Genomic DNA, 25354 nt, shown 5'->3' on the forward strand with positions numbered 1-25354 from the left:
CCGGACTCCTTTTAGAAAGAGCCACCCCACACCGGGTGGCTCTTTCGCATTTAACACCACCACAACACCACACAGACCACACCACCAACGACATAGGCTGGGCGACAGGCCCGCCACCCAACAGGAGAAGTCGTGAGCGATACACCGGCAGACGACCAGCGAGACGCGCGCAGCGCCGACAATCGGGGCGGCGCATCCGGTGCACGCTCCGATGGTGACCGAGGCAACGGACCGCGCCGATCCGACAGCGGATCGGGTCGCCCGAACCAGGGTGGACGCGGCGGCAACTCGCGCGACGGCCAGCGCTCCGATGGCGGCTATCGTGGCGATCGCGCACCCCGAGAGGGCGGCCGCGACGGTCAGCGCTCGGGTGGGTACCGCAATGATCGTGCGCCGCGGGATGGTGAGCGTTCCGGCGGGTACCGCAATGATCGTGCGCCGCGCGACGGCGAGCGTTCCGGCGGCTATCCTGCCTCGCGGGACGGCGGTCCGCGCGACGGCTACCGCGGCAGGAGTGGCGACGCGAACGACGGTGGGCGCGGCGGTGACCGGGCCCCGCGTCAGGGTGCACCACGGGATGGATATCGCAGCGACCGCGCTCCCCGCGAGGGTGGATACCGAGCAGGCGGTGGCCGGGACGGCGAGCGTTCGGGTGGCTACCGCGGGAACGGCAGTGCTGCCGGTGCTCCGCGCAGCGGTGGGTCACGAGACGGATATCGAAATGACCGTGCTCCGCGTGATGGCGAGAAGCGGGACGGATACCGGAGTGACCGGGGCGCGCGTGATGGTGCTCCTCGCGACGGGTATCGCAACGATCGGCGCCCCAGCGATGGTGCTCCGCGTGACGGGTATCGCAGTGATCGCGGACCTCGCGAGGGTGCTCCGCGCGATGGCTACCGCAACGATCGGCGCCCCAGCGACGGTGCGCCGCGTGATGGGTATCGCAGTGATCGCGGACCTCGCGAGGGTGGTCCGCGCGATGGCTACCGCAACGACCGCGCGCCGCGTGAGGGCGCTCCTCGTGATGGTTACCGCAGTGAGCGGGCGCCGCGTGAGGGTGCTCCCCGTGATGGCTACCGCAATGACCGCGCACCCCGTGAGGGTGCTCCGCGCGATGGCTATCGCGGTGGGCGCGACGGGCAGCGCGGCGGGGCTCCGGCGGGTAGCCGTGGGGGCGCATCCCGTGGCTACGACCGCGATGGCGGCGGACGCGGAGCTGGACGCGACGGCGGCGGACACGGCGACAAGCTGTGGACCAGGGACGGACGGCCGGCTCGTGGCGACCGCGATGCGCGCGACTACGAGCGCGAGCTCACCGAAGAAGAGCGCATGGCGCGCGAACTGCGATCGGTTCGTCCGCGCCATGACGACCCGGAGATCCCGGAGAGCGTGCAGGCGCGCGACCTCGACAAGGGTGCCCGCGTCGAACTGAAGACCCTGAGCAAGGACAACGCCGACTGGGTCGCGCGTCACCTGGTGATGGCCGCGCAACTGATCGAAGAGGACCCGGAACTCGCACACCGGCACGCGCTTTCGGCCGCTCGGCGGGCGGGTCGTATCGCCGTCGTGCGGGAGACGCTCGCGATCACCGCGTACGCGACGGGCGACTTCGCCCTCGCGCTGCGGGAGCTGCGCACGTATCGCCGGATCTCCGGATCCAACGAGCAGCTGCCGCTGATGGTGGACAGCGAGCGTGGCGTAGGACGCCCCGATCGCGCGCTTGAGCTGGGTCGTTCTGTCGACCGTTCCACACTGCCGAACGACGTGCAGGTGTCCCTGGCGATTGCGATGTCCGGTGCCCGCCTCGACCTTGAGCAGCCGGATGCCGCACTGGCCGAGCTCGAGATTCCGCAGCTCGACCCCAACCGGGCGTACAGCTGGAGTCCCGACCTGTTCCACGCCTACGCGGACGTGCTCGGCGAAGTCGGACGCACCGAGGAATCCGAGGCCTGGCGGGAACGTGCGACCCGTGCCGAGGAGGCGATCGGCGAGGCGCTCTCGATGGACGAACACGAGACTGTCGACGTCGTCGAGGAAGAGTACGAGTTCGACATCGACGGTGAGGACAGTATCGCCATCGGTGACGCCGGAACGTTCGATGACGATGCGGATGTGGTCATCGAGATCGAGGACGACGTCGAGCTCGACGAGGCGGACGACGAGGACCTGGATGAGGACTCGGACGACGAGGACGAGGACGACGACGATTATGACTCCGATGACGATGACGACGATTCCGACGCTGAGGCCGATGACAACGGCGCCGACGAAGACGAAGACGACTCGACCGACGCCATGCCCGTGAGCGCCGGCGACGATGACCGCGACGACACGGAGGATGACGCGACCGATGGCCCTGTTTCGACGGAGCGCTAAGACCGTGACCCCGCTCGACGGAGTCGATCTGGTGCTGGCCGACCTCGACGGGGTCGTCTACAAGGGCGCCGACGCGATCCCGCACGCCGTGGAGAGCCTCAACCAGGCCGCCGAAACCGTGCGAGTCGGTTACATCACGAACAACGCATCCCGGACCGACGCATCCGTCGCGGGACACCTCACCGACCTCGGCCTGACGGTGGCGCCGAGCGATGTGGTGACCTCGCCGCAGGCCGCCGTGCGGTTGCTGGCCCAGCATGTCCCTGCCGGCGCGACCATCCTGGTCATCGGCGGGGACGGGCTGGTCGACGAGGTGCAGAAGGGCGGGTTCTCCGTGACCCGTTCCGCCGACGACGACCCGGCCGCCGTGATCCAGGGCTTCGCGCCGGAGATCGGCTGGACCCAGCTCGCTGAAGCCGCCTTCGCGCTGCAGGGTCGGACGGACGAGGAGCGGCCGTGGGTCGCGACAAACACCGACTGGACCATCCCGGTCGCGCGCGGGATCGCCCCGGGCAACGGGACGCTCGTGTCTGCTGTGCACACGGCCGCCGGCCGCCTTCCGATCGTGGCGGGCAAACCCGAGGTCGCCATCTTCGAGGAGGCAGTCACGCGGTTCGGTTCGTCGAAAGCACTGTTCATCGGCGATCGGCTGGATACCGACATCCTGGGCGCGAATCGCGCGGGGATCGACTCGGTGCTCGTGCTGACCGGGGTGGATCGGGCCAAGCAGCTGATCGCTGCGGATGCGAACTCGCGGCCGACATACATCCTCGCCGACCTGCGCGGGCTGAGCGAACCGTATCCGGTCACCGAGTTCAGCAAGGACGGGCGGACGGCCACGGTCGGCGACGCCTCGGTGGCGATCGAGGGCAACGACGTGCGCATCCTGAGCGAGGGCGGCGACGAGCTGAACCTGCTGCGGGCGGCGTGCGCGGTGATCTGGGGTTCTGGGCGGGCGATCTACGGACTCGAAGTCCCGGAGAAGCTGTACAGCTGAGCGGTCAGAGCGCTGCGGCGCGCTCGACCAGGCGGTAGCAGCGGCGAACGCGGTCGAGCCACCAGTCGCGGCGGTCGTCGTCGGCCGCGAGGGCGTCGAGTCGCGCGCCGGACACCGACGGACGGACGACGGGGATGCTGCCGTCGACCGGGAGGAGCGGCTCGTCCGTCACGTCCTCGACGAACATCGCGGCCGTGCCGAGACCGCAGTCGAAGTCGAGACGCGGAACGGCCGCGGCGAGGTGGGCGCCCATCGCAATGCCGACCGAGGTGTCGATCGCGCTCGAGACGACGATCGGCAGGCCGGCCTCCGCGACGATGCGCAGGGCGGAGTGGATGCCGCCGAGCGGCTGTGCTTTGACGATCAGGAGGTCCGCTGCGCCGGCGCGCGCGACCGCGAGCGGGTCGGACGCCTTGCGCACGCTCTCGTCGGCGGCGATCGGAACATCCATGTATTTCGTCCGGCGGCGGATCTCGGCGAGCTCGTCGACGGTCGCGCAGGGCTGCTCGACGTACTCGAGGTCGAACGGCGCGAGCGCGTGGATGGCGTGCTCGGCCTCGTCGACGTTCCACAGGGTGTTCGCGTCGATCCGGATGCGCCCCTCCGGCCCCAGAAGGTCGCGGACCGCGCGGACGCGAGCGACGTCGTCGGCGAGGGTCTGGCCGGGCTCGGCCACCTTGACCTTGGCCGTGCGCGCGCCGGGATAGCGGGTGAGGATCTCGGCCACGGAATCCGCGGCGACAGCCGGGATGGTCGCGTTGACCGGGATGCGGTCGCGGAGCAGGGGTGGGGCGGCGTGCCAGCCGAAATCGATCGCGGCGTGCAGCCAGTGCGCGGCCTCCGCGTCGTCGTACTCGACGAACGGGGAGAACTCGGTCCAGCCCTCCGGGCCCTCGAACAGCACCGCCTCACGAACCGTGATGCCGCGGAACTTCGCCGTCATCGGCAGCGCGACGACGCGTGCAGTTTTCAACAGGTCGGCGAGCTCGGGCAACATTCCACAAGTCTGGCACGACCGGTCCGCGGCGGGATGGTGAACCGTAGGCTGGGTTCATGGCAAAAGCAGTCTCAGAGATCTTCGACCAGAGCGCGTGGAACGAGGTCGCCGGCTTCGAGGAGCTGACCGACATCACCTATCACCACGATGTCGCCGGACGGGTGGCGCGCGTGGCGTTCAACCGGCCAGAAGTGCGCAATGCGTTCCGACCTCACACGGTCGACGAGCTCTACGCCGCGCTGGAGGATGCGCGCACGAACCCGCACATCGGCGTCGTGCTGCTCACCGGCAACGGGCCGAGTCCGAAAGACGGTGGGTGGGCGTTCTGCTCGGGAGGCGATCAGCGCATCCGGGGGCGAGACGGCTACAAGTATGCGGACGGGGAGACGGCGACGGGCATCGACGCTGCGCGCAGTGGGCGGCTGCACATCCTCGAGGTCCAGAGGCTCATCCGGTTCATGCCGAAGGTGGTGATCGCCGTCGTTCCCGGGTGGGCGGCCGGAGGCGGGCACTCGCTGCACGTGGTCTGCGACCTCACCATCGCGAGCGCCGAGCACGGACGGTTCAAGCAGACGGATGCGGATGTGGGTTCGTTCGACGCCGGATACGGCAGCGCGTACTTCGCCAGGCAGATCGGGCAGAAGAACGCGCGCGAGGTGTTCTTCCTCGCCAGGGAGTACTCGTCGCAGCGTGCGTACGAGATGGGCGCGGTCAACGCGGTCGTGCCGCACGCGGAACTCGAGACGACCGCTCTGGAGTGGGCGAACGACATCCTGACCAAGTCGCCGACGGCGATCCGGATGCTGAAATTCGCGTTCAACGCTGTGGACGACGGACTCGTGGGGCAGCAGGTGTTCGCCGGTGAGGCCACGCGGCTGGCGTACGGCACCGACGAGGCCGTCGAAGGACGCGACTCGTTCCTGGAGAAGCGGGCGCCGGACTGGTCGCCGTTCCCATGGCAGTTCTGAGCGCGGCAGGGTGAGCGTGGTGTGCAGGCGGAGGACGCGGTGACCAGGGCGTTGAGGGTGGTGGACTCGGCGCGGGTGGATGAGGTGTTCGAGGCGCTGCGGGATGCGCTCGGCGGCGGAGGGCCGGCGGTGGTGCCGCGGGAAGGCGGGGGCGGTCGGCGCGTCGGTGGGCGAGTCGACGGTGGGCGGTTCGATGGTGGACGGCTCGACGATGGGCGGGTCGATCGGGTGTGGCCGGGCGAGAGCGAGCGGGTGGGGCAGAACGTCGCGCTCGTGATCGAGACCTCCGGGTCGACGGGAGTGCCGAAGCGGGTGGCGCTGTCCGCGGACGCGCTGCTGGCCAGTGCGGCGGCCTCGGCGGGCGCGATGGGCGGGCAGGGACAGTGGATGCTCGCCCTGCCGGCGCACTACGTCGCGGGAGCGCAGGTGCTGGTGCGGTCGATTGCGGCCGAGACGGAGCCGGTGCTCTATGGCGATGGCCACTTCGACCCCGGGCGGTTCGCCGAGGTGGCGCGAGATCTCACCCACGACCTGCGGTTCGTCTCGCTCGTGCCGGTGCAGCTGGCGCGGTTGGTCGCGGCGACGGAGGCCGGCGACAGGGTGGTGGCGGACGCTCTGCGGCGATTCGACGGGATCCTCGTGGGCGGTCAGGCGCTGACCACGGAGCTGCGCGAGCGCGCGCTGGACGCGGGGGCGCGCATCCTGAGCACCTACGGGTCGAGTGAGACGGCGGGCGGGTGCGTGTACGACGGGCGTCCGATCGGCACGACCGCGGTGCGGTCGGTGGACGGGTTGCTCGAGATCGCGGGGCCGGTGCTTGCGGAAGGCTACCTTGGCGACCCGGATAGGACGGCGGCCGCGTTCCATGAGGCGGATGGGCAGAAGTGGTATCGCACGGGAGACCTCGGCGCGGTGGACGGCGGGCTGGTGAGGGTGTTCGGGCGTGCGGACAACGTGATCATCTCCGGTGGGGAGAAGGTGCTGCTCGACGCTGTCGAGGGGGCGGTTCGGGCTCTGGACGGGTTCGGCGGCGCGGTCGTCGTGGCGGCGGACGATGCCGAGTGGGGTCAGGTGCCGGTTGTGGTCGTCGAGAGTGGCGGGGCTGCAGCGGCCACCGAGCTCGCCGCAGTGCGCGCTCATGTGGCGGAACAGGTCGGGAGGGCGGCGGCGCCTGCGGAGGTCGTGGAGGTGGATGTGCTTCCGCACCTCAGCAGCGGCAAGCCGGACCGGGTGGCTGCGCGGCGGATCGCGGAGAGCGCGCGGGGCGAGCGGGCGAGGCGGGGGTGAGGCGCGGCACGGTGCGCGCGATGCGACGAGCGACGGGGGCGGACGAAACGGCATAGCGGTTGTTGTTACGATTCGCTCTGTGATGAGTCAGAACAAGCCACGGATGCAACGGATGACGCCCGCTCAGCGCGGCAACGGCGGCAAGAGCGGTCGGCCGGGGGCGGCGAAGGTCAAGGTCAAGCCCGCGACCGCATCCGACTGGATCGCCGGGGCGCGCCTGCGCACGCTTCCGCTGGCCATCGCGCCCGTCATCATCGGTGTCGGGGCCGCCAAGGTCGCTGACGGAGCGGGCATCTGGCATCCGGTTCGTGCGCTTCTCTGCCTCGCGGTCGCGGTGTTCCTGCAGATCGGCGTCAACTACGCGAACGACTACTCCGACGGCATCCGGGGCACGGACCAGTTCCGGGTGGGGCCGAGCCGGCTGACCGGTTCTGGACGGGCGGCGCCCAAGCGGGTGCTCACCGTTGCGCTCGTCTTCTTCGCGCTCGGGGCGGTCGCCGGGCTGGCGCTCGTGCTGCTGACCCAGCACTGGTGGGTCATCCTCGTGGGCGCGGCCGCCATCGTCGCGGCGTGGTTCTACACCGGAGGAAAGCGGCCGTACGGCTACTTCGGGCTCGGTGAAGTGTTCGTCTTCGTGTTCTTCGGTCTCGTCGCGACGGCGGGTACCACCTACATGCTGTCCGGCGCCGTCAACCAGGAAGCCTGGTTCGGCGCGGTCATCGCGGGGCTCATCGCGTGCGCCGTGCTGATGGTGAACAACATCCGGGACATCGGGCCGGACAAGCAGGCGGGCAAGCGGACGCTCGCCGTGCTTCTCGGCAACGTCGCATCCCGGATCGTCTTCTGCGTGTTCCTGCTGGTGCCGTTCGGCATCCTGGCGGTGCTCGCGCTGCTGTACCCGTTCGCCTGGTTCGGGATGTTCGCCCTGCTGGCCGCGCTGCCCGCGTGTGCGATCACACTGTTCGCGAAGACTCCGCGAGAGCTGGTCACCGCGCTGCAGCTCACCAGCTTCACCGGGCTGCTGGTCGCGCTGGCGCTCGGGGCGGCGTACGCGTTCTAACGCAGGCGCGGGGATTCCTGCAGACGCAGACGCACGCACTGGCGCAGGCGCGGTCGCGCCTGGACGGGACTGATCAGGCGGACTTGTCCGGGTGGTCGACCGCGTCGACGACCGCGTCTTCCGCGTCGTCGTCGACCGTGGTGGCCGGCTTATCGCGGTGGCGGGCGGCGTAGAGGTCGCTCGAGACCGCGTTGCGCGGCTTGCTCAGGAAGATGTACGACAGGCAGAGCCCGATGAGGGCTGCCGCGATGACCGCGATCCACCATTCGATGCGCAGCACCAGCAGGATCGCGAGCGGGATCGCGAACAACAGCAGTCTGAGCACCGTATAGGTGACCCACGAGGGAATGCGTTTCACCCTCCCAGCTTAGAGACACTCTCTGAGAGTTACGATTGACACATGGTTCGCCTCTGGATAGTCCTCGGCGTCGCTGCCGCGGTTTTCTACATCTATTCCGTGGCAGACTGCGCCCTGTTCGACCGTTCGCGAGTGCGCGGCCTTCCCAAGCCCGTCTGGCTTCTCGTCATCATCCTGTTCCCGGTCATCGGCGGGGTGCTCTGGTTCCTCATCGGACGCGGTCGACGCAAGAGCGGCATCGGACGCCGCACCGTCGCACCGGACGACGACCCCGAATTCCTCAAGCGCCTCCGCGTCGACCACGACCAGGAGGAGCGCATCCGGCAGCTGGAGAAGGAACTCGCCGAACTCGATGACAACGGACCAGACAACGACCAAACCGGCCGCCGGGATGGGTGAACCCCTCACCAGACCCGCACCCACGGGAAACCCCGCCACCGACTACTCCATCGCACTCCTCACCGGGCTCGTCAGCGCCGGCGTCCGCGACCTGATCGTCAGCCCGGGCTCACGCTCGCAGGCCCTCGCGCTCGTCGCCGCCGAACTCGAACGCTCCGGCTCCGCCCGGCTCCACGTGCGCATCGACGAGCGCGTGTCCGGATTCCTGGCGCTCGGCCTCGCACGTGAAGGCGGGGCACCCGCCGTCGTCATCACCACCAGCGGCACCGCAACGGCCAACCTGCACCCGGCCGTCCTCGAAGCGCACGAATCCGGCATCCCGATGATCGTGCTCACCGCCGACCGGCCGGACGAACTGCGCGGGATCCGCGCCAACCAGACCACCCAGCAGGACGGCCTCTACGACGTGGCCGTGCGCTCCACGCGCGACATCCCCGCGCCGGACGGCGCAGCCGGCGAACTCGATGCCGCCGCCGCGACCGCGCTCGCCGCCGTGCGCGAGGCGGTCGGTGCCGACAGCGGAGACCCCGGCCCGGTGCACCTCAACGTCGCGTTCCGCGAGCCACTGTCGGTGGCGGTCCCCGAGCTGGGGCGGATCGAGACCGGCGAGCATCCTGCAACCGCAGGGCCGGATGCGCTCGGCCGCGAGACCATCGAGCTCGCCGATGGGCCGCGCACCGTCGTGATCGCGGGAGCGGACGCCGGACCAGACGCCGAGGAGTTCGCTCGCGCATCCGGGGCACCACTGCTCGCGGAGGTGTCGAGCGGGTCGCGGTTCGGGCCGAACCTCGTCGTCGCATACCGCGAGCTGCTGCACGAGGACACGTTCGGCGGGCGCGTCGAGCGCGCTGTCGTGTTCGGGCACCCGACGCTCAGCCGCGAGATTCCCGCCCTGCTCACGCGCGCCGACGTCGAGGTGATCGTCGTGGCACCGCGCGGGAAGCAGGCGTACAACCCCGGCCATCGGGCGCGGATCGTCGGGCGCGTGCTGCCGGCAGCATCCATCGATCTGCGTGCGCCGGAGGTGCGCGCATGGGTGGGCAGCTGGGTGTTCGGCAGCAGGCGGCTCATCGAGGCGGCGGAGCAGGCGGCCGACCCGGCCGCGACGGCGCCCGACGTCGACAAGGCGCGCTCATACGACCGCGCCGACGCGCTCGCCTTCGCGAAAGCGGAACTCGCTGCAGTGCGCGCACCCATCACGCGGCCGCTGCTGGCCGAGGCGCTGTGGCGCTACACCTGGCCGCACGACCGGCTGCTGTTCGGCGCATCCCGGTTGGTGCGGGATGCGGACCGCATCGTGCCGGGGAAGAAGCTGCGCGTGCACGCCAACCGCGGACTCGCCGGGATCGACGGCACCGTCGCCACGGCTATCGGCATCGCCCTGGAAAGCCAGGCGGCCGCAGAAGCGGCAGGAGCGCCCACGGGGGTGACCCGCGTGCTGCTCGGTGACATCACCCTGCTGCACGACGTGGGGTCCCTGCTGTTCGGCGAAGGCGAGCGGCGACCGCACCTGCAGGTGATCGTCGGCAACGACGGCGGCGGGACCATCTTCGACGGACTCGAGGTGGCGTCGAGCGCCCCCGCGAACGCGTTCGACCGCGTGCTGTACACGCCGCAGAAGATCGACCTGGCGCTGCTGGCGCAGGCGTACGGGTGGGCGTACAGCGTCGTGCGGACGAAGGGCGAGCTCGACCAGGCGCTGTCCGCACCGCCCGCCGGCGTGAGCATCGTCGAGGTGCCGCTGGAGCGGTGAGCCGGGTAGGGCCCTGGTCGGGCCGGTCGCTCGGGGAGCGGCCGCGCGCCGTCGCGACGGATCGCACAACCCACCGCCGCACCACGTGCCCGGGTTTTGGAGGCCGTCGACAACGAAAGTGAGCGGGCGTTGGCGCTTGGCTAGCATCGTCGGGTGCACATGATCTTTCGGACGATGCTTCATGCTCTGATCTCGCGGTTCGGCGCCCGGCTGGGGCACTGGGATGTTGCCCGCACCCGGTTCCGTGTGCTGCCGACCGACCTCGACATTCTGAAGCACATGAACAACGGTGTGTATCTGTCGATCGCGGACATCGGGCGGTTCGACCTGCTGACGCGGAGCGGGGTGTGGGCGATCTTCAAAGAGCGTGGCTGGTATCCGGTGGTCGCGTCGGAGACCATCTCGTTCCGGAAGTCGCTGGAACTGTGGCAGCCGTTCGTGGTGGAGTCGCGCATCCTGGGCTTCGACGAGCGGGCCGTGTATGTGGAGCAGCGGTTCACCGTGAAGGGCGAGATCTACACGCAGGCGTTCATCCGGGGGCGGTTCCTGAAGCGCAGCGGCGGGATCGTGACCAACGACGAGCTGCTGGATGCGGTGGGCGTCGCACCCTCCGACGTGTCTGTGCCGGAGTGGCTGGTGCAGTGGGGCGCAGATGCGGCGCTCCCGTCGACCAAGGCCGAAGCGCCGAGCGTCTGGGCCGAGTGAGCCGGGCGGGCCGGGCGGAAGCCGGGCGGCCCGTTCGCGCTAGGGGCGCTGAACGAGTCCGAACCTGTTCACGCGGCCGTACGGCGTGTCGCGTGAACAGGTTCGGACTCGATTATCAAGGGGTCGGGGCGGAGGCCGGAGCCGGGGTGGGGCCGAAGGCGAAGACGCCGCGGGGGTCCCAGGTGGCGCGTGCGGCGGCGAGGCGGTCGAAGATCGCCGGGGGCCAGGTGTGCTCGAACGCCACCTCGTCGCTGAGTCCGGCGGACCAGTTCACGTTGGTGATCGTGGAGACGTGACCGGCGAGGGCGGCCGTCACGGCTGCGGCGCGGGCGGGCGCGAGTTCGGCGAAGGTGGCCGGGTTCGCCGCGAGGGTCGACACCGTGTACCTGCTGTCTCGGCCGCCGACGGCTGAGCCGCCCGGCACATCCCGAGCTGTCGCTCCGCCGAGCTGGCGGATCTCGAGCGCGAGGAACGGTGAGTCCGTTCCGGGGCCGGCCGCCGCCATCAGGGCGTCTGCCGCATCCCGGTCGAACGTGTCGAGCATCAGGCCGCGGATCCAGCTCGGCGCACCCTGCTCCGGATCGTTGTGGATCGTGGCGACCGCGGTGGTGGGCATCTCGGCGACGACGTCGAGGTAGACCGGGGCGGCGGCGCGCATCGGGGCGAACAGCTTCTCGCCCTCCGCGGCGTCGCCGGGGTACGCGAAGCGCACGCTGAGCACGGAGCGGCCACGGAGTGGGGGAGGAGGGCCCTCCATGTCCGGGATCTGCAGGAAGACCACCGAGGTGGTCGCCTCCTCGGACAGCGCGGATGACCAGTCCACCCAGGCCTGGAACGCCGGGACGATGGCGTCGCCCTCGAAGAAGACGCTGCCGCCGTACAGGGTGCGCAGCGGAACCAGTTCGAGCGTCATCTCGGTGACGACGCCGAGGCCGCCCTTGCCGCCGCGGAGGGCCCAGAACAGTTCCGGGTTGGTCTCCGCGTCGGCGACGACCGTCTCTCCGTCGGCCGTGACCACGCGGAAGCTGCGCACCCAGTCCGACGTGAAGCCGTGGCTCCTGGCGAGCGGGCCGACGCCGCCGCCGAGCGTGTATCCGACGGCGCCGACGCTGGTGGACGAACCGGTGACCGGCGCGAGACCGTGCTCCGCCGTCGCCACGATCACCGGCGCCCAGCGCACGCCGGCGCCGAGGGCGGCGAGCCGCGCATCCGGATCGATGGCGATGGTGTCGAGCGCACGGGTGGAGATGATCATGCCGCCGACGATCGGAGTCTCCGAGCCGTGACCGGTTGCCTGCAGCCGCACCGGGATGCCGGCGTCGCGCGCGAAGCGGACGGCCTCGGCGACGTCGTTCTCGTCGGTGACGGCGACCACGATGTCCGGATCGTGGACGACCACCGGGTTGAAGCACGCGACCTCGGCCGCGAGCCCCTCTTCTCCCCGGAGGTAGACAGTTCCTGCGATGGCGCCGCGGAGTGCCGCGACGGCATCGTCGTTGATTTCGATTCCCATGACGAGAATGTATGGGAGACCGCCGACAGAAGGAATCACAGCCGATATCGTCAGCGGGCTGACGTAGCATTCCCTGCATGAGCACCGCCCTTCCGACAGCGCCGGCCGCCGCAGGTGGCGCTGTCGAGACGGTGTACCGGCCGGCGTCGCCGGTGGATGTGCGGAGCACGCTCTCCGTCCTCGGCCGCGGCCCGCACGACCCGACGACCAGGTGGGATGCGGGAGGCGTGTGGCGCACGTTCCGCACGCCGGTCGGGGCGGCGACCGTGCGCATCCGGTATCCCGGGGCGGACGGGAGCGTCCGCGCGACGGCCTGGGGACCGGGGGCGGACTGGGCGATCACTGCCGTGCCCGCGCTGCTCGGCCGCGACGACGACTGGGACGGCCTGGACGTGAGCGGCACGCCTCTGCTGCACGACAGCCGGCGACGCAATTCCGGGATGCGGCTGTCCAGCACCAACCGGCTGATCGAAGCGCTGCTGCCCGCCATCATCGAACAGCGCGTGACCAGCCTGGAGGCGTACCGCTCGTGGGCGAGGCTGCTCCGGTGGTTCGGCGAGGTCGCGCCGGGACCGGCACCGGACGGGATGCGCGTCGTTCCGACCGTGATCCAGTGGCGGGGCATCCCGTCGTGGGACTGGCACCGCGCGGGAGTCGACCCCGGCAGGGCTCGCACGGCGCAGGCGGCGCTCGCCGTCGCCGCGTCCCTCGAACGCGCTGTCGAGCGGGCCGAGACGCGGGATGCGGCCGCCCGCGCTCTGCAGACCATCCCGGGCATCGGCCCGTGGACGGCGGCGGAGACCCTGCAGCGGGCGACGGGCGACCCGGACATCGTCAGCGTCGGCGACTACCACCTCGCGCACTACGTCGGCGAGGCGCTCACCGGGCAGCGCGTCGACGACGACGGGATGCTCGAACTGCTCGCCCCGTGGGCCGGACACCGTCAGAGGGTCATCCGGCTCATCCTGGCCAGCGGGCACCGATTCGAACGGCGCGGCCCGCGCATCACGCTGCAGGACCACCGCTGGCATTGAGCTGGGCTGCGTTAGCCGTCCGTGCCGTTCGCCCTGTCCACCGCGTGCAGGGTCGCGTGCTCGGCCTTGATGTCGTGGTCGAGCTCCCTGCACAGGTTCTCGTAGTGCTCCAGCATCGCCGGGTCGTAGTCGTTCCAGTCCGGCATCGGCTTGCCGGTGCGGGCCGCGAGCAGGCGGTCCAGGTAGTAGTCCCAGCTCACGCCGATGTCCGCCTCCTCTCTCAGCGACCGGAGGCGCTGGCCGAGGGTGACGGTCGTGTGACCGCTGGCCTCGGTGAGGTGCACGTACACCCGCCGCGACGTGTTCGACGGCCCGATGTCTGCGGCGAAACGGTGCGGGGCGTCGCATTCCAGGATGGTGACGTTCTCCCAGTCGGCGTCGTCACCCGCCGCGTTCATCCGGAACCGGGCTGCGCCGGTGGACGGTGTTCCGGTGAGTTGCCCGATCCACTCGCTGAGGCGCGGAGATCGGGAGAAATACGACCAGACATCCTCGATCGGCGCCTTGAAGATCCTGTCCAGGACCACGTAGACCCCGTCGTCTTTGCGAACGAGTCGACCCGTTGGTTGCGGCATCATGGTGCACCTCCCGCTGAATCCTCACACTAGTCACGTTGCGCCGTTTCCGGCAGTGCGTGCGGTGTGAGTCCTCACACGTCGAGGCGCGCTCGGGCGTCGGGTGTCAGCCCTCGAGCACGGCCATCGCGGCGTTGTGGCCGCCGAGACCGCTGACCGCTCCGCCCCGGCGCGCACCGGAACCGCACATCAGGATGCGCGGATGCCTGGTCGCGACGCCCCACCGCCGGGCGGGGGTGTCGAGCGGGTCGTCGTCCTCGGCGAACGGCCAGGAGAGCGGGCCGTGGAAGATGTTGCCGCCCGGCATGTTGAGGGCGTGCTCGATGTCGCGCGTGGTCTTCGTCTCGATGCACGGGTTGCCGTCGGCATCGGTGAGCAGCAGGCTCTCGATGGGCTCGGCCAGGACGGAGTTGAGCGAGGCGACCACCGCATCCTGAAGCCGCTGCCTGGTGGCATCGTTGTTGTCGTCGGTGAGCCAGCGGTCCGGGGTGTGCAGGCCGAAGACCGTGATCGTCTGGGCTCCGGATGCGGCCAGCTCCGGATCCAGGATGCTCGGATCGGTGAGCGAATGGCAGTAGATCTCGCACGGGATGAGGTCGGGCATGACGCCGCGGACCGCCCCGGCGAACGCCTCCTCCAGCTGCGTGTACGTCTCGTTGATGTGGAAGGTGCCGCCGAACGCCGCTGCGGGATCGACGGCCTCGTCGCGGAGGCGGGGGAGACGGGAGAGGAGGAGGTTGACCTTCACCTGGGCGCCCTCCGCGCGGGGGCGGGGTGGGGTGGTGTCGGTGTCGGTGTCGGTTTTGGTTTCGGTGTCGGCTTCGCCTTCGCTCAGGAGGGCGTCCAGCACATCCGGGGCCACGTTGACGAGCACGTGCCGCCCCACCACGCGGCGCTCGTGGCCGTGGCGGTCGTAGCGGACGGCGCCGTCCGGGCTGATCGAGGTGACCTCGGCGTCGGTCACGATGCGGGCGCCCGCCTCGCGTGCCGCCCTGGCCAGTTCTCCGGTGACCGTGCCCATGCCTCCGACCGGCACATCCCATTGCCCGGTGCCCTGGCCGATGACGTGATAGAGGAAGCAGCGGTTCTGCGCGAGCGACGGGTCGCTCACGCTCGCGAAAGTGCCGATCAGCGCATCCGTCGCCACGACACCGCGGACGAGGTCGTTGGAGATCCTCGACTCGATGAGTTCGCCGATCGGGCGCTCGAAGACGCTCTGCCACAGTTCGTCGTCGCCGACCAGAGCCTTCGCCTCGCTCCGGGTGAGGAGCGGTTCGGTGACCGTCGGCCAGAGGGACTGCGCGAGGGCGCCGGTGGTCTCGTAGAACTCGGAGAACGCGGCGGCGTCGTCGGCCGCGCCGATGTGGGCAAACGAGGCGGCGGTCGCGTCGGCGTCCGTGTTGTCGATGAGGAGCGCCGCCCCCGACTCGTCGCCGGGGACGGGCGTATAGGAGGAGTACCGCCGGCGCGCCAACCGGATGCGCAGCCCCAGGTCGTCGATGATGCGCTGCGGCAACAGGCTGACCAGGTACGAATAGCGCGACAACCAGGCGTCGACGCCGGAGAACGCCTGGGCACTGACCGCCGCGCCGCCCACCGCTTGGAGGCGTTCCAGAAGGATGACGCTCTTGCCTGCTCGTGCCAGATAGGCGGCGGCGGTGAGTCCGTTGTGGCCACCGCCGACGATCACGACATCGTGCGTCGGCGCCTGCTCTGGCGCAGTGGTGGGGGAGGAAGTGGCGGTCATGCGTCTGAGCCTATTCGGACGGCCGATCCGGCTTCAACGCGGGGTGTCATCGGGTCAGGACAAACGGGCCGGGTTGCGCTCCGGACAGCGATGATAGTACCGTCTAATCTTAGAAATTCAATATTTAACAGAAGCGGAGGTGTTGAGGAACGTGCTGGTCTTGATAGTCGGAGCGGCTCTCTTCGGTGTGGCTGGTGCTGCTTTCAGCGTTGTGCACGCCTCCATTCGGAGAGGCCTGCCGCGGAATCGTTCGCTCGGGATCAAGACTCGCGCGACGTTGGCTTCGGATGAGGCTTGGCGTGCCGGGCACGATGCCGCTAGGCCGTGGCTCAGGAGCTCTGCATTGACTGCGTACACAGCGAGCGTCGTGTGCGGAGCTGTGGCACTCATTTCACAGAGTCCCTCGGAGGGCGTTGTCGCCCTGGTCATGCTGTCGGGTTTCGCTGCGCTCATCACAGTCCTGATCTGCGCGGGCGTGATTGCCGAGAGGGCTGCAAGAAGTGCCTCAACGCCTTCACCTTGAACAGAAACATAGAAGCAAAGGAACGACACTCGGACCGGACGCTGGCTGCTCCGCCTTCGCCTGACCTCCGAGCGAACGGAAGCGCTCAGGCGATGCGTTACCGGAGATGGCGCTCCGTCCGCGTCTGAACCCCGTCGGCTGTCAGGACGGCACGGCGCGGGCGAGGGCGTCGCGGCACGCGACCACGCCTGGCCGCTCGGCCGACGAGCGCCTGGCCGAGGTGAAGACGGTGCGGCGCGGAGAGCCGGGAAGGTCGATCAGGCGGACGCTCGGGGCGTCGCCCGCCCACACCAGATCCGGGAGGATGCCGACGGCGTTCCCGGAACGGATCAGGCGGATGTGTGCGATGAGGTCGGCCGTCTCGTAGCGCACATCCGGCTCGAAACCGGCGGCGCGGCACAGCTGCACCGCCCACGTGCGCGCGGCCGTGCCCTGCGGCTCCATCACCCAGGGGAGGGAGGCGGCTCCGGCGAGGCTCGCAGTGGCGACCCGCGCATCCGGGTCGGGACTGCTCGCCAGGTGGATGGCGTCCGTCGCGAGCTCGACGCGGTCGAGGTCGGCGCGGAGACCGCGGGTGCTGCCCGGATACTGCTCGGCGATGACGAGGTCGAAGTCGCGGGCGGACACTTCGAAGAGGCCCTGCTCCGGCTCTCGCTCGGTGACCTCGACGCGGAGTTCCGGGTACTCGGAGGCAAGTGTGGAGAGGGCGTGCGGCAGGATGGCGTGCGCCGCGGACTGGAAGACGGCGACGCGCACGACCCCGGCCACGGTGGTGAGGGATGCGGTCAACTCGGCCTCCGCACGGTCGAGCAGGTCGAGGATCTCCGCGGTGTGCCGCACCAGGATCTCCGCCTGGGCGGTGAGCTGGACGCGGCGGCCGGCCTTGGCGAGGAGGGTGACGCCGGACTCCTTCTCCAGGGCGGAGAGCTGCTGGGAAACCGAGGACGGAGAGTAGGAGAGCGCCTCGGCGACGCCAGTGACGGTGCCGCGCACCTTGAGTTCCTGGAGCAGGCGGAGTTTGCGCACGTCGAGCATCCGGTGCCTTCATTCGGTTCAGTCGAACGATATCGTTCGAAAACATTCGCTTTTCCTGATGATACTTGGGCCGCACACTGTTTCCACAGGGGTCACTTCTGCACAGATTTCACGGGCCTCAGCGATCACCCGAGCAGCGAGGAATACAGTCGTGGACATGGTCAATCACACGGATGGCAACGAGACGCGCCCGTCGCAGATCGCGGGAGACGCGGTCGAACTCGTGCGCACCTGGCTCGCCCAGAGCACCGCGACAGTCGACGGCGCCACGCCGAAGCAAGACCCGGCGGCCGAGCGTCTCGCCGGTGTGCTGAAAGACCCGCACGGGCTCGATTTCGCCGTGGGATTCGTGGACGGGGTCGCCCGGCCGCAAGACCTGTTCGTCGCCGGTTACAACCTGCAGAAGGTCGCCAAGAACATCCCGTCGTTCCTGCCCTGGTACATGCGGTTCGCCATCTGGCTGGGCGGTGTGTTCGGTCCCGTGCTGCCGTGGATCGTCATCCCGATCGCACGCCGGGTGCTGCGCGGGATGGTCGGCCACCTCGTCGTGGACGCGACGCCGGAGAAGCTCGGCCCCGCCATCGCGCACCTGCGCAACCCAGACGACCCGAACGGTCACGGCGCCCGGCTCAACCTCAACCTGCTCGGCGAGGCCGTGCTCGGCGAGAAGGAGGCCGCGCGGCGACTGGAGGGCACGCGTGCGCTGCTCGCCCGCGACGATGTCGACTACGTCTCGATCAAGGTGTCGTCGATCGCGTCCCAGCTGTCGATGTGGTCGTTCGACGAGACGGTCGAGCGCGTCGTCGAGCGGCTCACGCCGCTGTACCAGCTGGCCGCGTCGTCGCCCACGCCGAAGTTCATCAACCTCGACATGGAGGAGTACCGCGACCTCAACCTGACGATGGCGGTCTTCACGGGCATCCTGAGCAAGCCGGAGTTCGTGAAGCTCGAAGCGGGCATCGTGCTGCAGGCCTACCTGCCGGATGCTCTGGATGCGCTGCAGACGCTCACCGAGTGGTCGAGCCAGCGCCGCGTGGTCGGCGGAGCGCCCATCAAGGTCCGCGTGGTCAAGGGTGCCAACCTGGCCATGGAGCGCGTGGACGCCGCCATCCACGACTGGCCGCTGGCCACCTACGGCAGCAAGCAGGCAACGGACACCAACTACAAGCGGGTGCTCGACTGGGCGCTCACCCCGGAGCACACGGACGCGGTGAAGATCGGGGTCGCCGGTCACAACCTCTTCGATGTGGCATACGCGTGGCTGCTCGCCTCGCGCCGCGGGGTCACCGACGGCATCGACTTCGAGATGCTGCTCGGCATGGCCACCGCCCAGGCCGAGGCGGTCAAGAAGACCGTCGGCAGCCTGCTCCTTTACACGCCGGTCGTGAACCCGAGCGAGTTCGACGTGGCCATCTCCTACCTGATCCGCCGGCTCGAAGAGAACGCGAGCCAGGAGAACTTCATGTCCGCGGTGTTCGAACTGGACTCCGATGCGGGACTGTTCGAGCGGGAGAAACAGCGCTTCCTCGCGTCGATCGCCGACCTCGAAGCCGACAAGCAGCCGTGGGGAGTGGCCCCGCTGCCGAACCGTCAGCAGGACCGCTCGCGCGAGTGGGACCAGGCGAGCGCGGACGAGTTCACGCGCCCGGCGGCGCCCGAGCCGGTCGCCGGCAGCGACGAGGGGCTGACGAGCGTGGTGCTCGGGCTGCGTCGCGGGTCGAGCGGGGACGGGATCGTCGCCGGCGAGCCCGTGCCCGTCGAGGTGACTCGCGGGTTCCACAACGCGCCGGACACCGACCCGTCGCTGGCCGCGAACCGGTCGTGGGGTCGGAAGATCCTGGCCAGGTCGGCCACCTCGTCGCTCGGGGCCGACACCATTGCGGCAGCAGCGGTCACCGACGCCGCCCAGCTGGAGACGCTCATCCAGACCGTCCGGATCAACGGAGAGGCCTGGGGCGCGCGCAGCGGCTTCGACCGCGCCACGGTGCTCGACCGGGCCGGGATCGCCCTCGCGGCCAACCGCGACCGGCTCATCGAGGTCATGGCGGCCGAGACGGGCAAGACCATCGCCGAGGCCGATCCGGAGGTGAGCGAGGCCATCGACTTCGCCCACTACTACGCCAGCAGGGCGCGAGAACTGGATGCTGTCCAGGGTGCACGCTTCGTGCCGTCGAAGCTCACGGTGGTCACCCCGCCGTGGAACTTCCCCGTCGCCATCCCCGCCGGTTCCGTCCTGTCCGCGCTCGCCGCGGGCAGCGGCGTCATCATCAAGCCGGCTCCCCAGGCCAAGCGCTCGGGAGCCGTCATGGTCGAAGCGCTCTGGGAGGCGGGCATCCCGCGCGAACTTCTGGCGCTCGCCGACGTGGCCGAGAACGACCTGGGCCAGTCGCTCATCTCCGACCCCCGAGTGGATCGGGTGATCCTCACGGGAGCGTACGAGACGGCCAAGTTGTTCCGGTCGTGGCGGCAGGACCTGCCGCTGCTCGCCGAGACGAGCGGCAAGAACGCGATCATCGTCACGCCGAGCGCCGACTACGACCTCGCCGTCGCGGACATCGTGAAGAGCGCGTTCGGGCACGCCGGCCAGAAGTGCTCGGCGGCCAGCCTGGTCATCCTGGTCGGGTCCGTCGCGAACTCCGACCGCTTCCGTCACCAGCTGGTGGACGCGGTGACGAGCATGCGCGTCGGCTATCCGCAAGACCCGACGAGCCAGATGGGTCCGCTGATCGAGCCGGCCTCCGGCAAGCTGCTGCACGCGCTCACCACGCTCGGCGCATCCGAGGAATGGCTGGTGAAGCCGAAGCAGCTGGACGAGACGGGGAAGCTCTGGTCGCCGGGCATCCGGGCCGGGGTGCAGCCGGGGTCGTACTTCCACCTCACCGAGTTCTTCGGTCCTGTGCTCGGGATCATGACCGCGAAGAACCTCGACGAGGCCATCCGCTACCAGAACGCCATCGAGTACGGGCTCACCGCGGGGCTGCACTCGCTCGACTCCGACGAACTCACTCTCTGGCTCGACACCGTCGAAGCGGGAAACCTCTACGTGAACCGTGGGATCACCGGCGCCATCGTGCAGCGGCAGCCGTTCGGCGGGTGGAAGCGCTCGTCGGTCGGCGCAGGCACGAAGGCGGGCGGACCGAACTACCTGATCGGGCTCGGGTCGTGGGTGCCGGATGCGGGCAACTCCAGCGCCAGCCTCCACCTGCGCGGGCTGGACAAGCGTGTGTCCGACCTCATCGAGTCCGGGCAGTCGTCGATGGACTACGCGGCGTTCGACGTCGTGCGGCGGTCGGCGCTCAGCGACGCCATCGCGGCGGCGACGGAGTACCACACGGTCAAAGACGTGTCAGACATCAAGGTGGAGCGCAACCTGTTCCGCTACCGTCCCGTGCCGGTGACCATCCGGCTCTCGGAAGGCTCGGGGCTGCCCGAGCTGCTGCGGGTGATGGCGGCAGGAACGGTCGCCAACTCGCCGTTCACGGTGAGCACCGCCGTGAAGCTGCCGCGGGCGATGCACCAGCTGTTGCGCGAACGTGAGCTCGAGGTGGTCGTGGAGTCGGACGCCCACTGGCTGTCGCGCATCCGGTCGCACGCGACGTGGCCGCACCGCATCCGGCTGATCGGAGGCGACGCATCCGCCCTGGCCGCCGCGCTCGGCGGGAGCCCGGATGTGGCCGTCTACGCCAACGAGGTCACGCCGTCCGGACGCATCGAGGTGCTGCCGTTCCTGCACGAGCAAGCCATCTCGATCACCAACCACCGGTTCGGAAACCCCACGCAGCTTTCCGAAACAGTCATCTGACAGGAGGCAGGCGCGGCGTAGCCTGACACCATGACGACACCCACGCTCCCGCTCAACTCCGGAACCACCATCCCGCAGCTCGGCCTCGGCACGTGGCCCCTCGACGACCAGGAGGTCGAACGCACGATCATCGAGGCGGCGGCCATCGGATACCGTCACATCGACACGGCGGTGAAGTACGGCAACGAGGTCGGCGTGGGGCTCGGCGTGAAGCACAGCGGCGTCGACAGGGACGAGCTGTTCGTCACGACGAAGCTCGACGGCACGTACCAAGGCGAAGACCGCGCGCTCGACGGGCTCGACGCCTCCCTCGCCCGGCTCGGGCTCGACTATGTGGACCTGCTTCTCATCCACTGGCCGCTGCCCGCCCGGGATGAGTACGTGTCCACCTGGGAGACGTTCATCCGGCTGCGGGAAGCGGGCAAGGCGCGCGCGATCGGCGTCTCCAACTTCAAGCCGGCGCACATCGACAGGCTGATCGCGGAGACCGGCGTGGTGCCGGCGGTCAACCAGATCCAGCTCAGCCCGGCCATCCAGCGGCGCGAGCAGCGGGCGTACGACAGCGAGCACGGCATCGTCACCGAATCGTGGAGTCCGCTCGGCGCTGGGGGCGACCTCCTGCGGTCGCCGGTTCTCGCGGAGATCGCCGAGAAGCACGACAAGACGCCGGGCCAGGTGGTGCTGCGCTGGCACATTCAGAACGGGCTCGTCGTGATCCCGAAATCCAGCAACGCACAACGCCTCGCCGAGAACTTCGACGTGTTCGGGTTCGAACTGGACGCCGCCGACCTGACCGGGATCGACACGCTCGACGAGGGTCCGGATGCCGGAGTGGACTCGGACCGCAGCGGGCACTGAGGTCAGGGGCGCGGACCGAGGTAGACGGGCGAGACCTTCGGTCAGGGGCGCAGGCGCGACTCGAGGGCTGCTCGGGCGAGGGTGAGGGCTTCGTCCGCGGTGAGGCCCAGGTCGGCGGCGCGCTCGGCGAAGGCTGCGGCCGCGGTGGCGGCCTCGCGCTGGGTGGCGTCGGCGGCGGCGACGAACGTTCCTGCGCGGCCGCGGGTCTCCAGGACGCCGACGTGCTCCAGTTCGCGGTAGGCGCGAGCGATGGTGTTCGGGGCGAGACCGAGGGAGTCCGCCAGCGCCCGTACCGGAGGGAGACGGGTGCCGACGGGAGCGTCGCCGGTGCTGACGGCGGCGAGGATGTGGGCCTTCAGCTGCTCGAACGGTGGGGTCGTCGCCGAGGCGTCGATGGGGGCGGACAAGAAGCCAGGGGCGCCGTTCGTGCCGGAGGATTCGCTCACAACTGTTCCGCCTTCACTGTTCCGCCTTCGCCGGTGAGGGTGCGCCGACGAGTGGGAGCACCACGGTGACGACGAGTCCGCCGCCTTCGGCGTTCGCCAGTACGACGCTACCGCCCGCCGAGCCCGCCAGCGCGCCGACGATCGCGAGACCGAGCCCGCCGCCCGAGTGAGCGGTGCGGGCGCCGTCGGCCCGGGTGAAGCGGTCGAGAGCGACGGGGATGAAGTCCGCGGGCATCCCGGGGCCGGTGTCGCGGACCGTGAGGATGACCTCGGCATCGGTGGCCGTCAGCTCGGCGGTGACCGTCGCATCCCGGGGGGTGAGAGCGTCGGGGGTGGTGGGGTCGGGTGGGGTGGTGGCGCCTGTCTCGGCTTCCGTCGCCGCGTCGGCCGCCGCGTCACCCGCGTCCGCTGGCGCGTCACCCGCGCCCGCTGGCGCGTCACCCGCGCCCCCACTCGCGCCCGCGATCGCGGTGATCGCGTTGCCGATCAGGTTGTCCAGGATGCGGCCGAAGTCGGTGGGGGAGAGGCCGACCAGGCCGTCGCCCGGTGGGGTCTTGCGCGGGTTGTAGTCGAAGTCGATCGAGATCGGCGGGGTGTTCTCTTCCGGGCTCGCGGCCAGGAGGCGGGCGCGGTCGATGGCGTCGGCCAGTTCGTCCGTGAGGGTGCGCCAGTCGGTGCGGCCGCTCGCCGGGCCCGCCTCGATGCGCGACAGTTCGAGCAGGTTGTTCGCCAGCTGGCCGAGGCGGAGGGCGGTGCTGCGGGAGGAGCGGATGTCCGCGAGCAGTGCCTCCGCGTCTCCGGCATCCAGCTCCGCGAGTTCCAGCTGGCCGCGGAGGACAGCAAGTGGCGTTCGCAGCTCGTGGCTGGCGTCGGACACCATCTGGCGTTCGCGTTCCGCCGACGCGCGCAGCCTGCGGATGAGTTCGTTCAGCGTCCCGGCGAGTTCGGCCAGCTCGTCGCGAGCCGGGTTCACCGTCAGCAGGCCCGTCGACTGCACATCGGCGATGCGTTCCGCCTGCTCCCGCATCCGGCTCACCGGGCGCAGTGCTGCACGCGTCAGCAGCCAGGATGCCGCGCCGAAGCCGATCACCAGCAGCACGGCGCCGATCGCGAGGGCGCCGGTGAGCCTGTCCAGGATGAGGTCGGTGGTCTCGTTGTTGCGGGCGGCGACCACGTGCATCACGCCGTTCCTGGTGGAGACCGCGCGCACCAGCACCAGATACTGGTCGTCGCCGACTTTGACGCTCGTCGCCTGCTCGCCCAGCCGCAGCAGCCCGCCGATGTCGGCCTCCAGCGAGCCGGGGAGAGTGGATGCGAGCACCGCGCCCGACGCGTCGACGATCGCGAGCTCCTGGCCGCCTCCCGGCAGATCGAACGGGCCGGACGGGTTGTTGCCGAGAGCCGCGGCGGGCGCGGCGACGTCGTTGTCGAGGAGGGTGACCGTGGCGTTGTGCAGGATGGAGGCGACGCCGAAGCGCACCACCTCGACAGCGACCAGGCCGAACAGGGTCGCCACGATGAGACTGCCGATGGTGATGCGGGCAGTGATCGAGAGGCGCCTGAGACGGTTCATGGGCTGGTCACGCGCGATCCGCGCATCCGGAGCCGGAGCCGGAGCCGGAGCCCGGAACAGCGCCGACCGCCGCGCGCGTCACGGGGTCGGGACCTCGGCGTTCTTGGCGTCCAGCCGGTATCCGCGGCCGCGCTCGGTGACGATGGCGAGCCCGGCGCCGGCGAGTTCCAGCTTCTTGCGCAGGTACGACACGTACTGGTCGATGACGTTCGTGCCGATGTTCTCCGTCGTGCCCCACACCGTCTCGAGGATGTCGGAGCGGGCGAGCGTCTTGTCCGGGTTCGTGGCGAACAGGCGCAGCAGCGTGAACTCGCGGCGGCTGAGCGGCATCTCGTGGCCGGACACCAGGGCGCGGTGCTCGTGCGAGTCGATGGTGAGGCGTCCGACCGTCACCTGGGGGCGCATCCCGGACGGCTCGCGGCGCAGCAGGGCGCGCACCCGCGCGGCGAGCTCGGCGAAGGCGAACGGCTTGGTGAGGTAGTCGTCCGCTCCCGAATCCAGGCCGTGAACGCGGTCCTCGATAGCGTCTCGTGCGGTGAGCAGCAGGATCGGCATCGGGTTGGCGGCCTCGCGGATGTGGCGGCACAGCTCGAAGCCGCTCATCCCCGGCAGCATCACGTCGATCGCGGCGGCGGAATAGCCTTCGGCGCGCAGGGCGATGAGCGCGTCGACGCCGTTCGTGACCAGGGTCACGTCGTAGCCTTCGGCCGTGAGACCGCGTTCGACGAGGCCTCCCATGTCGGGATCGTCTTCGACAACGAGCAGCTTCATGCTGACATCGTGCCACCGATTCCCGTGGTCGTGCTCCGATGGCGGCGGATCGGGTGTGGCGTTTCCTGTAGGTTCTCGCAGGTCGTCACGGAAATCCGGATGCGCATCAGCGCTCGACGACGGCGCGAAGCCCCTCCAGGGTGGAGGCCCAGTTGGTGCTCATGCGGTCGGCTTCCGCGCGGTCGGCGCATCCACTCTGGGTGATGGTGACGCGGGTGCCGTCGCCGTCGGGGCGCAGGGTGTACGCGACGTCCTGGTAGCTCTCCGGCACGTCCGGTTTGCCGCTGAGCGGGCTGTAATAGCTGCTCACCAGGCGTTCGCCCGGCACGAATTCCAGGATGGTGCCGTGATCCTCGTACGGTTTCCCCTCCCACTCCCCGCGGTAGACGATGGGGCTGCCGACCGTCCACTCTGACTCGACGCGCGTGCCGTAGAGGTACTGCGCGATGAGGTCGGGGTCGGTGATGGCGCGCCAGACCGCATCCCGGTCGGCGTGGATGAGGATGGTGGCCTCTGCTGTCTCGCTCATCTCACCATCGTGCGCTTCGAGGGCGCGGATGGCTTGAAGAAATGCGAC

Annotated in this window: 23 protein-coding genes; 13 read left to right on the forward strand and 10 right to left on the reverse strand. The window is 69.8% G+C overall.

Features of this window, described 5'->3' with window-relative positions:
• Positions 1-214: 214 nt before the first annotated feature.
• The 3 genes from AC1ROC_RS19620 to AC1ROC_RS19630 are packed head-to-tail and all read left to right on the forward strand — an operon-like array spanning position 215 to position 3373.
• Positions 215-1432, forward strand: a complete 1218-nt coding sequence (locus AC1ROC_RS19620; protein WP_143466083.1) for a hypothetical protein — start codon at positions 215-217, stop codon at positions 1430-1432.
• Positions 1330-2376: a hypothetical protein gene (locus AC1ROC_RS19625; protein ID WP_179150882.1), complete on the forward strand. Its 1047-nt coding sequence runs from the start codon at positions 1330-1332 to the stop codon at positions 2374-2376. Before AC1ROC_RS19620 ends, AC1ROC_RS19625 begins: the two co-directional genes overlap by 103 nt.
• Entirely contained in the window at positions 2351-3373 is a 1023-nt protein-coding gene (locus AC1ROC_RS19630) for an HAD-IIA family hydrolase (protein WP_085371303.1), read from the forward strand. Before AC1ROC_RS19625 ends, AC1ROC_RS19630 begins: the two co-directional genes overlap by 26 nt.
• A gap of 4 nt (positions 3374-3377) precedes the next feature.
• Here AC1ROC_RS19630 and AC1ROC_RS19635 read toward each other — a convergent pair whose 3' ends face one another.
• A complete protein-coding gene (locus AC1ROC_RS19635) occupies positions 3378-4370 on the reverse strand; it encodes an o-succinylbenzoate synthase (protein ID WP_085371302.1) in 993 nt (330 codons plus the stop codon).
• 56 nt (positions 4371-4426) lie between these two features.
• On the opposite strand from AC1ROC_RS19635, the gene AC1ROC_RS19640 reads away from it, so the two are divergent.
• The 3 genes from AC1ROC_RS19640 to AC1ROC_RS19650 all read left to right on the forward strand — a co-directional run bounded on the left by AC1ROC_RS19640 (position 4427) and on the right by AC1ROC_RS19650 (position 7685).
• Positions 4427-5338 carry a 1,4-dihydroxy-2-naphthoyl-CoA synthase gene (locus AC1ROC_RS19640; RefSeq protein ID WP_493001896.1) on the forward strand — a complete coding sequence of 304 codons (912 nt, stop codon included), beginning with the start codon at positions 4427-4429 and terminating at the stop codon, positions 5336-5338.
• Positions 5339-5590: 252 nt separating this feature from the next.
• Positions 5591-6625 (forward strand): AMP-binding protein, encoded by a 1035-nt coding sequence (locus AC1ROC_RS19645; protein WP_085371309.1) that lies wholly within the window; start codon positions 5591-5593, stop codon positions 6623-6625.
• A gap of 82 nt (positions 6626-6707) precedes the next feature.
• Entirely contained in the window at positions 6708-7685 is a 978-nt protein-coding gene (locus AC1ROC_RS19650; RefSeq protein WP_493001897.1) for a 1,4-dihydroxy-2-naphthoate polyprenyltransferase, read from the forward strand.
• Between the two features lie 73 nt (positions 7686-7758).
• Here AC1ROC_RS19650 and AC1ROC_RS19655 read toward each other — a convergent pair whose 3' ends face one another.
• Positions 7759-8043, reverse strand: coding sequence for a DUF4229 domain-containing protein (locus AC1ROC_RS19655; protein WP_247597245.1), 285 nt, complete (start codon positions 8041-8043; stop codon positions 7759-7761).
• Positions 8044-8085: 42 nt separating this feature from the next.
• Here AC1ROC_RS19655 and AC1ROC_RS19660 point away from each other — a divergent pair, with 42 nt between their 5' ends.
• From AC1ROC_RS19660 to AC1ROC_RS19670, 3 genes are all read left to right on the forward strand, one after another.
• Entirely contained in the window at positions 8086-8442 is a 357-nt protein-coding gene (locus AC1ROC_RS19660; RefSeq protein ID WP_085371298.1) for a PLD nuclease N-terminal domain-containing protein, read from the forward strand.
• Positions 8435-10195 (forward strand): 2-succinyl-5-enolpyruvyl-6-hydroxy-3-cyclohexene-1-carboxylic-acid synthase, encoded by a 1761-nt coding sequence (menD, locus tag AC1ROC_RS19665; RefSeq protein ID WP_493001946.1) that lies wholly within the window; start codon positions 8435-8437, stop codon positions 10193-10195. Before AC1ROC_RS19660 ends, menD begins: the two co-directional genes overlap by 8 nt.
• A gap of 174 nt (positions 10196-10369) precedes the next feature.
• Positions 10370-10900, forward strand: coding sequence for an acyl-CoA thioesterase (locus AC1ROC_RS19670; RefSeq protein WP_493001898.1), 531 nt, complete (start codon positions 10370-10372; stop codon positions 10898-10900).
• 115 nt (positions 10901-11015) lie between these two features.
• Here AC1ROC_RS19670 and AC1ROC_RS19675 read toward each other — a convergent pair whose 3' ends face one another.
• Positions 11016-12413, reverse strand: a complete 1398-nt coding sequence (locus AC1ROC_RS19675; protein WP_493001899.1) for an FAD-binding oxidoreductase — start codon at positions 12411-12413, stop codon at positions 11016-11018.
• Positions 12414-12490: 77 nt separating this feature from the next.
• Between AC1ROC_RS19675 and AC1ROC_RS19680 the strand changes: the two genes are divergently transcribed.
• Positions 12491-13447, forward strand: a complete 957-nt coding sequence (locus AC1ROC_RS19680; protein WP_493001900.1) for a DNA-3-methyladenine glycosylase family protein — start codon at positions 12491-12493, stop codon at positions 13445-13447.
• An 11-nt stretch (positions 13448-13458) separates the two neighbouring features.
• On the opposite strand, the gene AC1ROC_RS19685 is transcribed toward AC1ROC_RS19680, so the two are convergent.
• Together AC1ROC_RS19685 and AC1ROC_RS19690 are read right to left on the reverse strand one after the other, a co-directional pair.
• Positions 13459-14025 (reverse strand): SRPBCC domain-containing protein, encoded by a 567-nt coding sequence (locus tag AC1ROC_RS19685; RefSeq protein ID WP_434950933.1) that lies wholly within the window; start codon positions 14023-14025, stop codon positions 13459-13461.
• 103 nt (positions 14026-14128) lie between these two features.
• A complete protein-coding gene (locus tag AC1ROC_RS19690) occupies positions 14129-15769 on the reverse strand; it encodes a phytoene desaturase family protein (protein ID WP_493001901.1) in 1641 nt (546 codons plus the stop codon).
• A gap of 211 nt (positions 15770-15980) precedes the next feature.
• Here AC1ROC_RS19690 and AC1ROC_RS19695 point away from each other — a divergent pair, with 211 nt between their 5' ends.
• Positions 15981-16292 carry an SdpI family protein gene (locus AC1ROC_RS19695; protein WP_493001947.1) on the forward strand — a complete coding sequence of 104 codons (312 nt, stop codon included), beginning with the start codon at positions 15981-15983 and terminating at the stop codon, positions 16290-16292.
• 141 nt (positions 16293-16433) lie between these two features.
• On the opposite strand, the gene AC1ROC_RS19700 is transcribed toward AC1ROC_RS19695, so the two are convergent.
• Positions 16434-17327 carry a LysR substrate-binding domain-containing protein gene (locus AC1ROC_RS19700; protein WP_493001902.1) on the reverse strand — a complete coding sequence of 298 codons (894 nt, stop codon included), beginning with the start codon at positions 17325-17327 and terminating at the stop codon, positions 16434-16436.
• Between the two features lie 157 nt (positions 17328-17484).
• Here AC1ROC_RS19700 and AC1ROC_RS19705 point away from each other — a divergent pair, with 157 nt between their 5' ends.
• Positions 17485-21129, forward strand: coding sequence for a proline dehydrogenase family protein (locus AC1ROC_RS19705; protein WP_493001903.1), 3645 nt, complete (start codon positions 17485-17487; stop codon positions 21127-21129).
• Between the two features lie 30 nt (positions 21130-21159).
• A complete protein-coding gene (locus AC1ROC_RS19710) occupies positions 21160-21987 on the forward strand; it encodes an aldo/keto reductase (RefSeq protein WP_493001904.1) in 828 nt (275 codons plus the stop codon).
• A 41-nt stretch (positions 21988-22028) separates the two neighbouring features.
• Here AC1ROC_RS19710 and AC1ROC_RS19715 read toward each other — a convergent pair whose 3' ends face one another.
• From AC1ROC_RS19715 to AC1ROC_RS19730, 4 genes are all read right to left on the reverse strand, one after another.
• Positions 22029-22433 carry a GntR family transcriptional regulator gene (locus tag AC1ROC_RS19715; protein WP_247597247.1) on the reverse strand — a complete coding sequence of 135 codons (405 nt, stop codon included), beginning with the start codon at positions 22431-22433 and terminating at the stop codon, positions 22029-22031.
• A gap of 13 nt (positions 22434-22446) precedes the next feature.
• Positions 22447-24006 (reverse strand): sensor histidine kinase, encoded by a 1560-nt coding sequence (locus AC1ROC_RS19720; RefSeq protein ID WP_493001905.1) that lies wholly within the window; start codon positions 24004-24006, stop codon positions 22447-22449.
• A 78-nt stretch (positions 24007-24084) separates the two neighbouring features.
• Positions 24085-24777, reverse strand: coding sequence for a response regulator transcription factor (locus tag AC1ROC_RS19725; RefSeq protein WP_085369704.1), 693 nt, complete (start codon positions 24775-24777; stop codon positions 24085-24087).
• Positions 24778-24883: 106 nt separating this feature from the next.
• Entirely contained in the window at positions 24884-25306 is a 423-nt protein-coding gene (locus tag AC1ROC_RS19730; RefSeq protein ID WP_493001906.1) for an SRPBCC family protein, read from the reverse strand.
• Positions 25307-25354: the final 48 nt, after the last annotated feature.

The organism is Leifsonia sp. GW821-FHT13C05 (assembly GCF_058806515.1).

What these genes read in the sequence shown, in the direction of transcription:
- AC1ROC_RS19625 (WP_179150882.1), top strand. Translation starts at nt 1,330, where the DNA reads ATGGCGCGCGAACTGCGATCGGTTCGTCCGCGCCATGACGACCCGGAG.
- AC1ROC_RS19630 (WP_085371303.1), top strand. Translation starts at nt 2,351, where the DNA reads ATGGCCCTGTTTCGACGGAGCGCTAAGACCGTGACCCCGCTCGACGGA.
- AC1ROC_RS19635 (WP_085371302.1), bottom strand. Translation starts at nt 4,370, where the DNA reads ATGTTGCCCGAGCTCGCCGACCTGTTGAAAACTGCACGCGTCGTCGCG.
- AC1ROC_RS19640 (WP_493001896.1), top strand. Translation starts at nt 4,427, where the DNA reads ATGGCAAAAGCAGTCTCAGAGATCTTCGACCAGAGCGCGTGGAACGAG.
- AC1ROC_RS19650 (WP_493001897.1), top strand. Translation starts at nt 6,708, where the DNA reads ATGAGTCAGAACAAGCCACGGATGCAACGGATGACGCCCGCTCAGCGC.
- AC1ROC_RS19660 (WP_085371298.1), top strand. Translation starts at nt 8,086, where the DNA reads ATGGTTCGCCTCTGGATAGTCCTCGGCGTCGCTGCCGCGGTTTTCTAC.
- menD (WP_493001946.1), top strand. Translation starts at nt 8,435, where the DNA reads ATGGGTGAACCCCTCACCAGACCCGCACCCACGGGAAACCCCGCCACC.
- AC1ROC_RS19670 (WP_493001898.1), top strand. Translation starts at nt 10,370, where the DNA reads ATGCTTCATGCTCTGATCTCGCGGTTCGGCGCCCGGCTGGGGCACTGG.
- AC1ROC_RS19675 (WP_493001899.1), bottom strand. Translation starts at nt 12,413, where the DNA reads ATGGGAATCGAAATCAACGACGATGCCGTCGCGGCACTCCGCGGCGCC.
- AC1ROC_RS19680 (WP_493001900.1), top strand. Translation starts at nt 12,491, where the DNA reads ATGAGCACCGCCCTTCCGACAGCGCCGGCCGCCGCAGGTGGCGCTGTC.
- AC1ROC_RS19685 (WP_434950933.1), bottom strand. Translation starts at nt 14,025, where the DNA reads ATGATGCCGCAACCAACGGGTCGACTCGTTCGCAAAGACGACGGGGTC.
- AC1ROC_RS19690 (WP_493001901.1), bottom strand. Translation starts at nt 15,769, where the DNA reads ATGACCGCCACTTCCTCCCCCACCACTGCGCCAGAGCAGGCGCCGACG.
- AC1ROC_RS19700 (WP_493001902.1), bottom strand. Translation starts at nt 17,327, where the DNA reads ATGCTCGACGTGCGCAAACTCCGCCTGCTCCAGGAACTCAAGGTGCGC.
- AC1ROC_RS19705 (WP_493001903.1), top strand. Translation starts at nt 17,485, where the DNA reads ATGGTCAATCACACGGATGGCAACGAGACGCGCCCGTCGCAGATCGCG.
- AC1ROC_RS19710 (WP_493001904.1), top strand. Translation starts at nt 21,160, where the DNA reads ATGACGACACCCACGCTCCCGCTCAACTCCGGAACCACCATCCCGCAG.
- AC1ROC_RS19720 (WP_493001905.1), bottom strand. Translation starts at nt 24,006, where the DNA reads ATGAACCGTCTCAGGCGCCTCTCGATCACTGCCCGCATCACCATCGGC.
- AC1ROC_RS19725 (WP_085369704.1), bottom strand. Translation starts at nt 24,777, where the DNA reads ATGAAGCTGCTCGTTGTCGAAGACGATCCCGACATGGGAGGCCTCGTC.
- AC1ROC_RS19730 (WP_493001906.1), bottom strand. Translation starts at nt 25,306, where the DNA reads ATGAGCGAGACAGCAGAGGCCACCATCCTCATCCACGCCGACCGGGAT.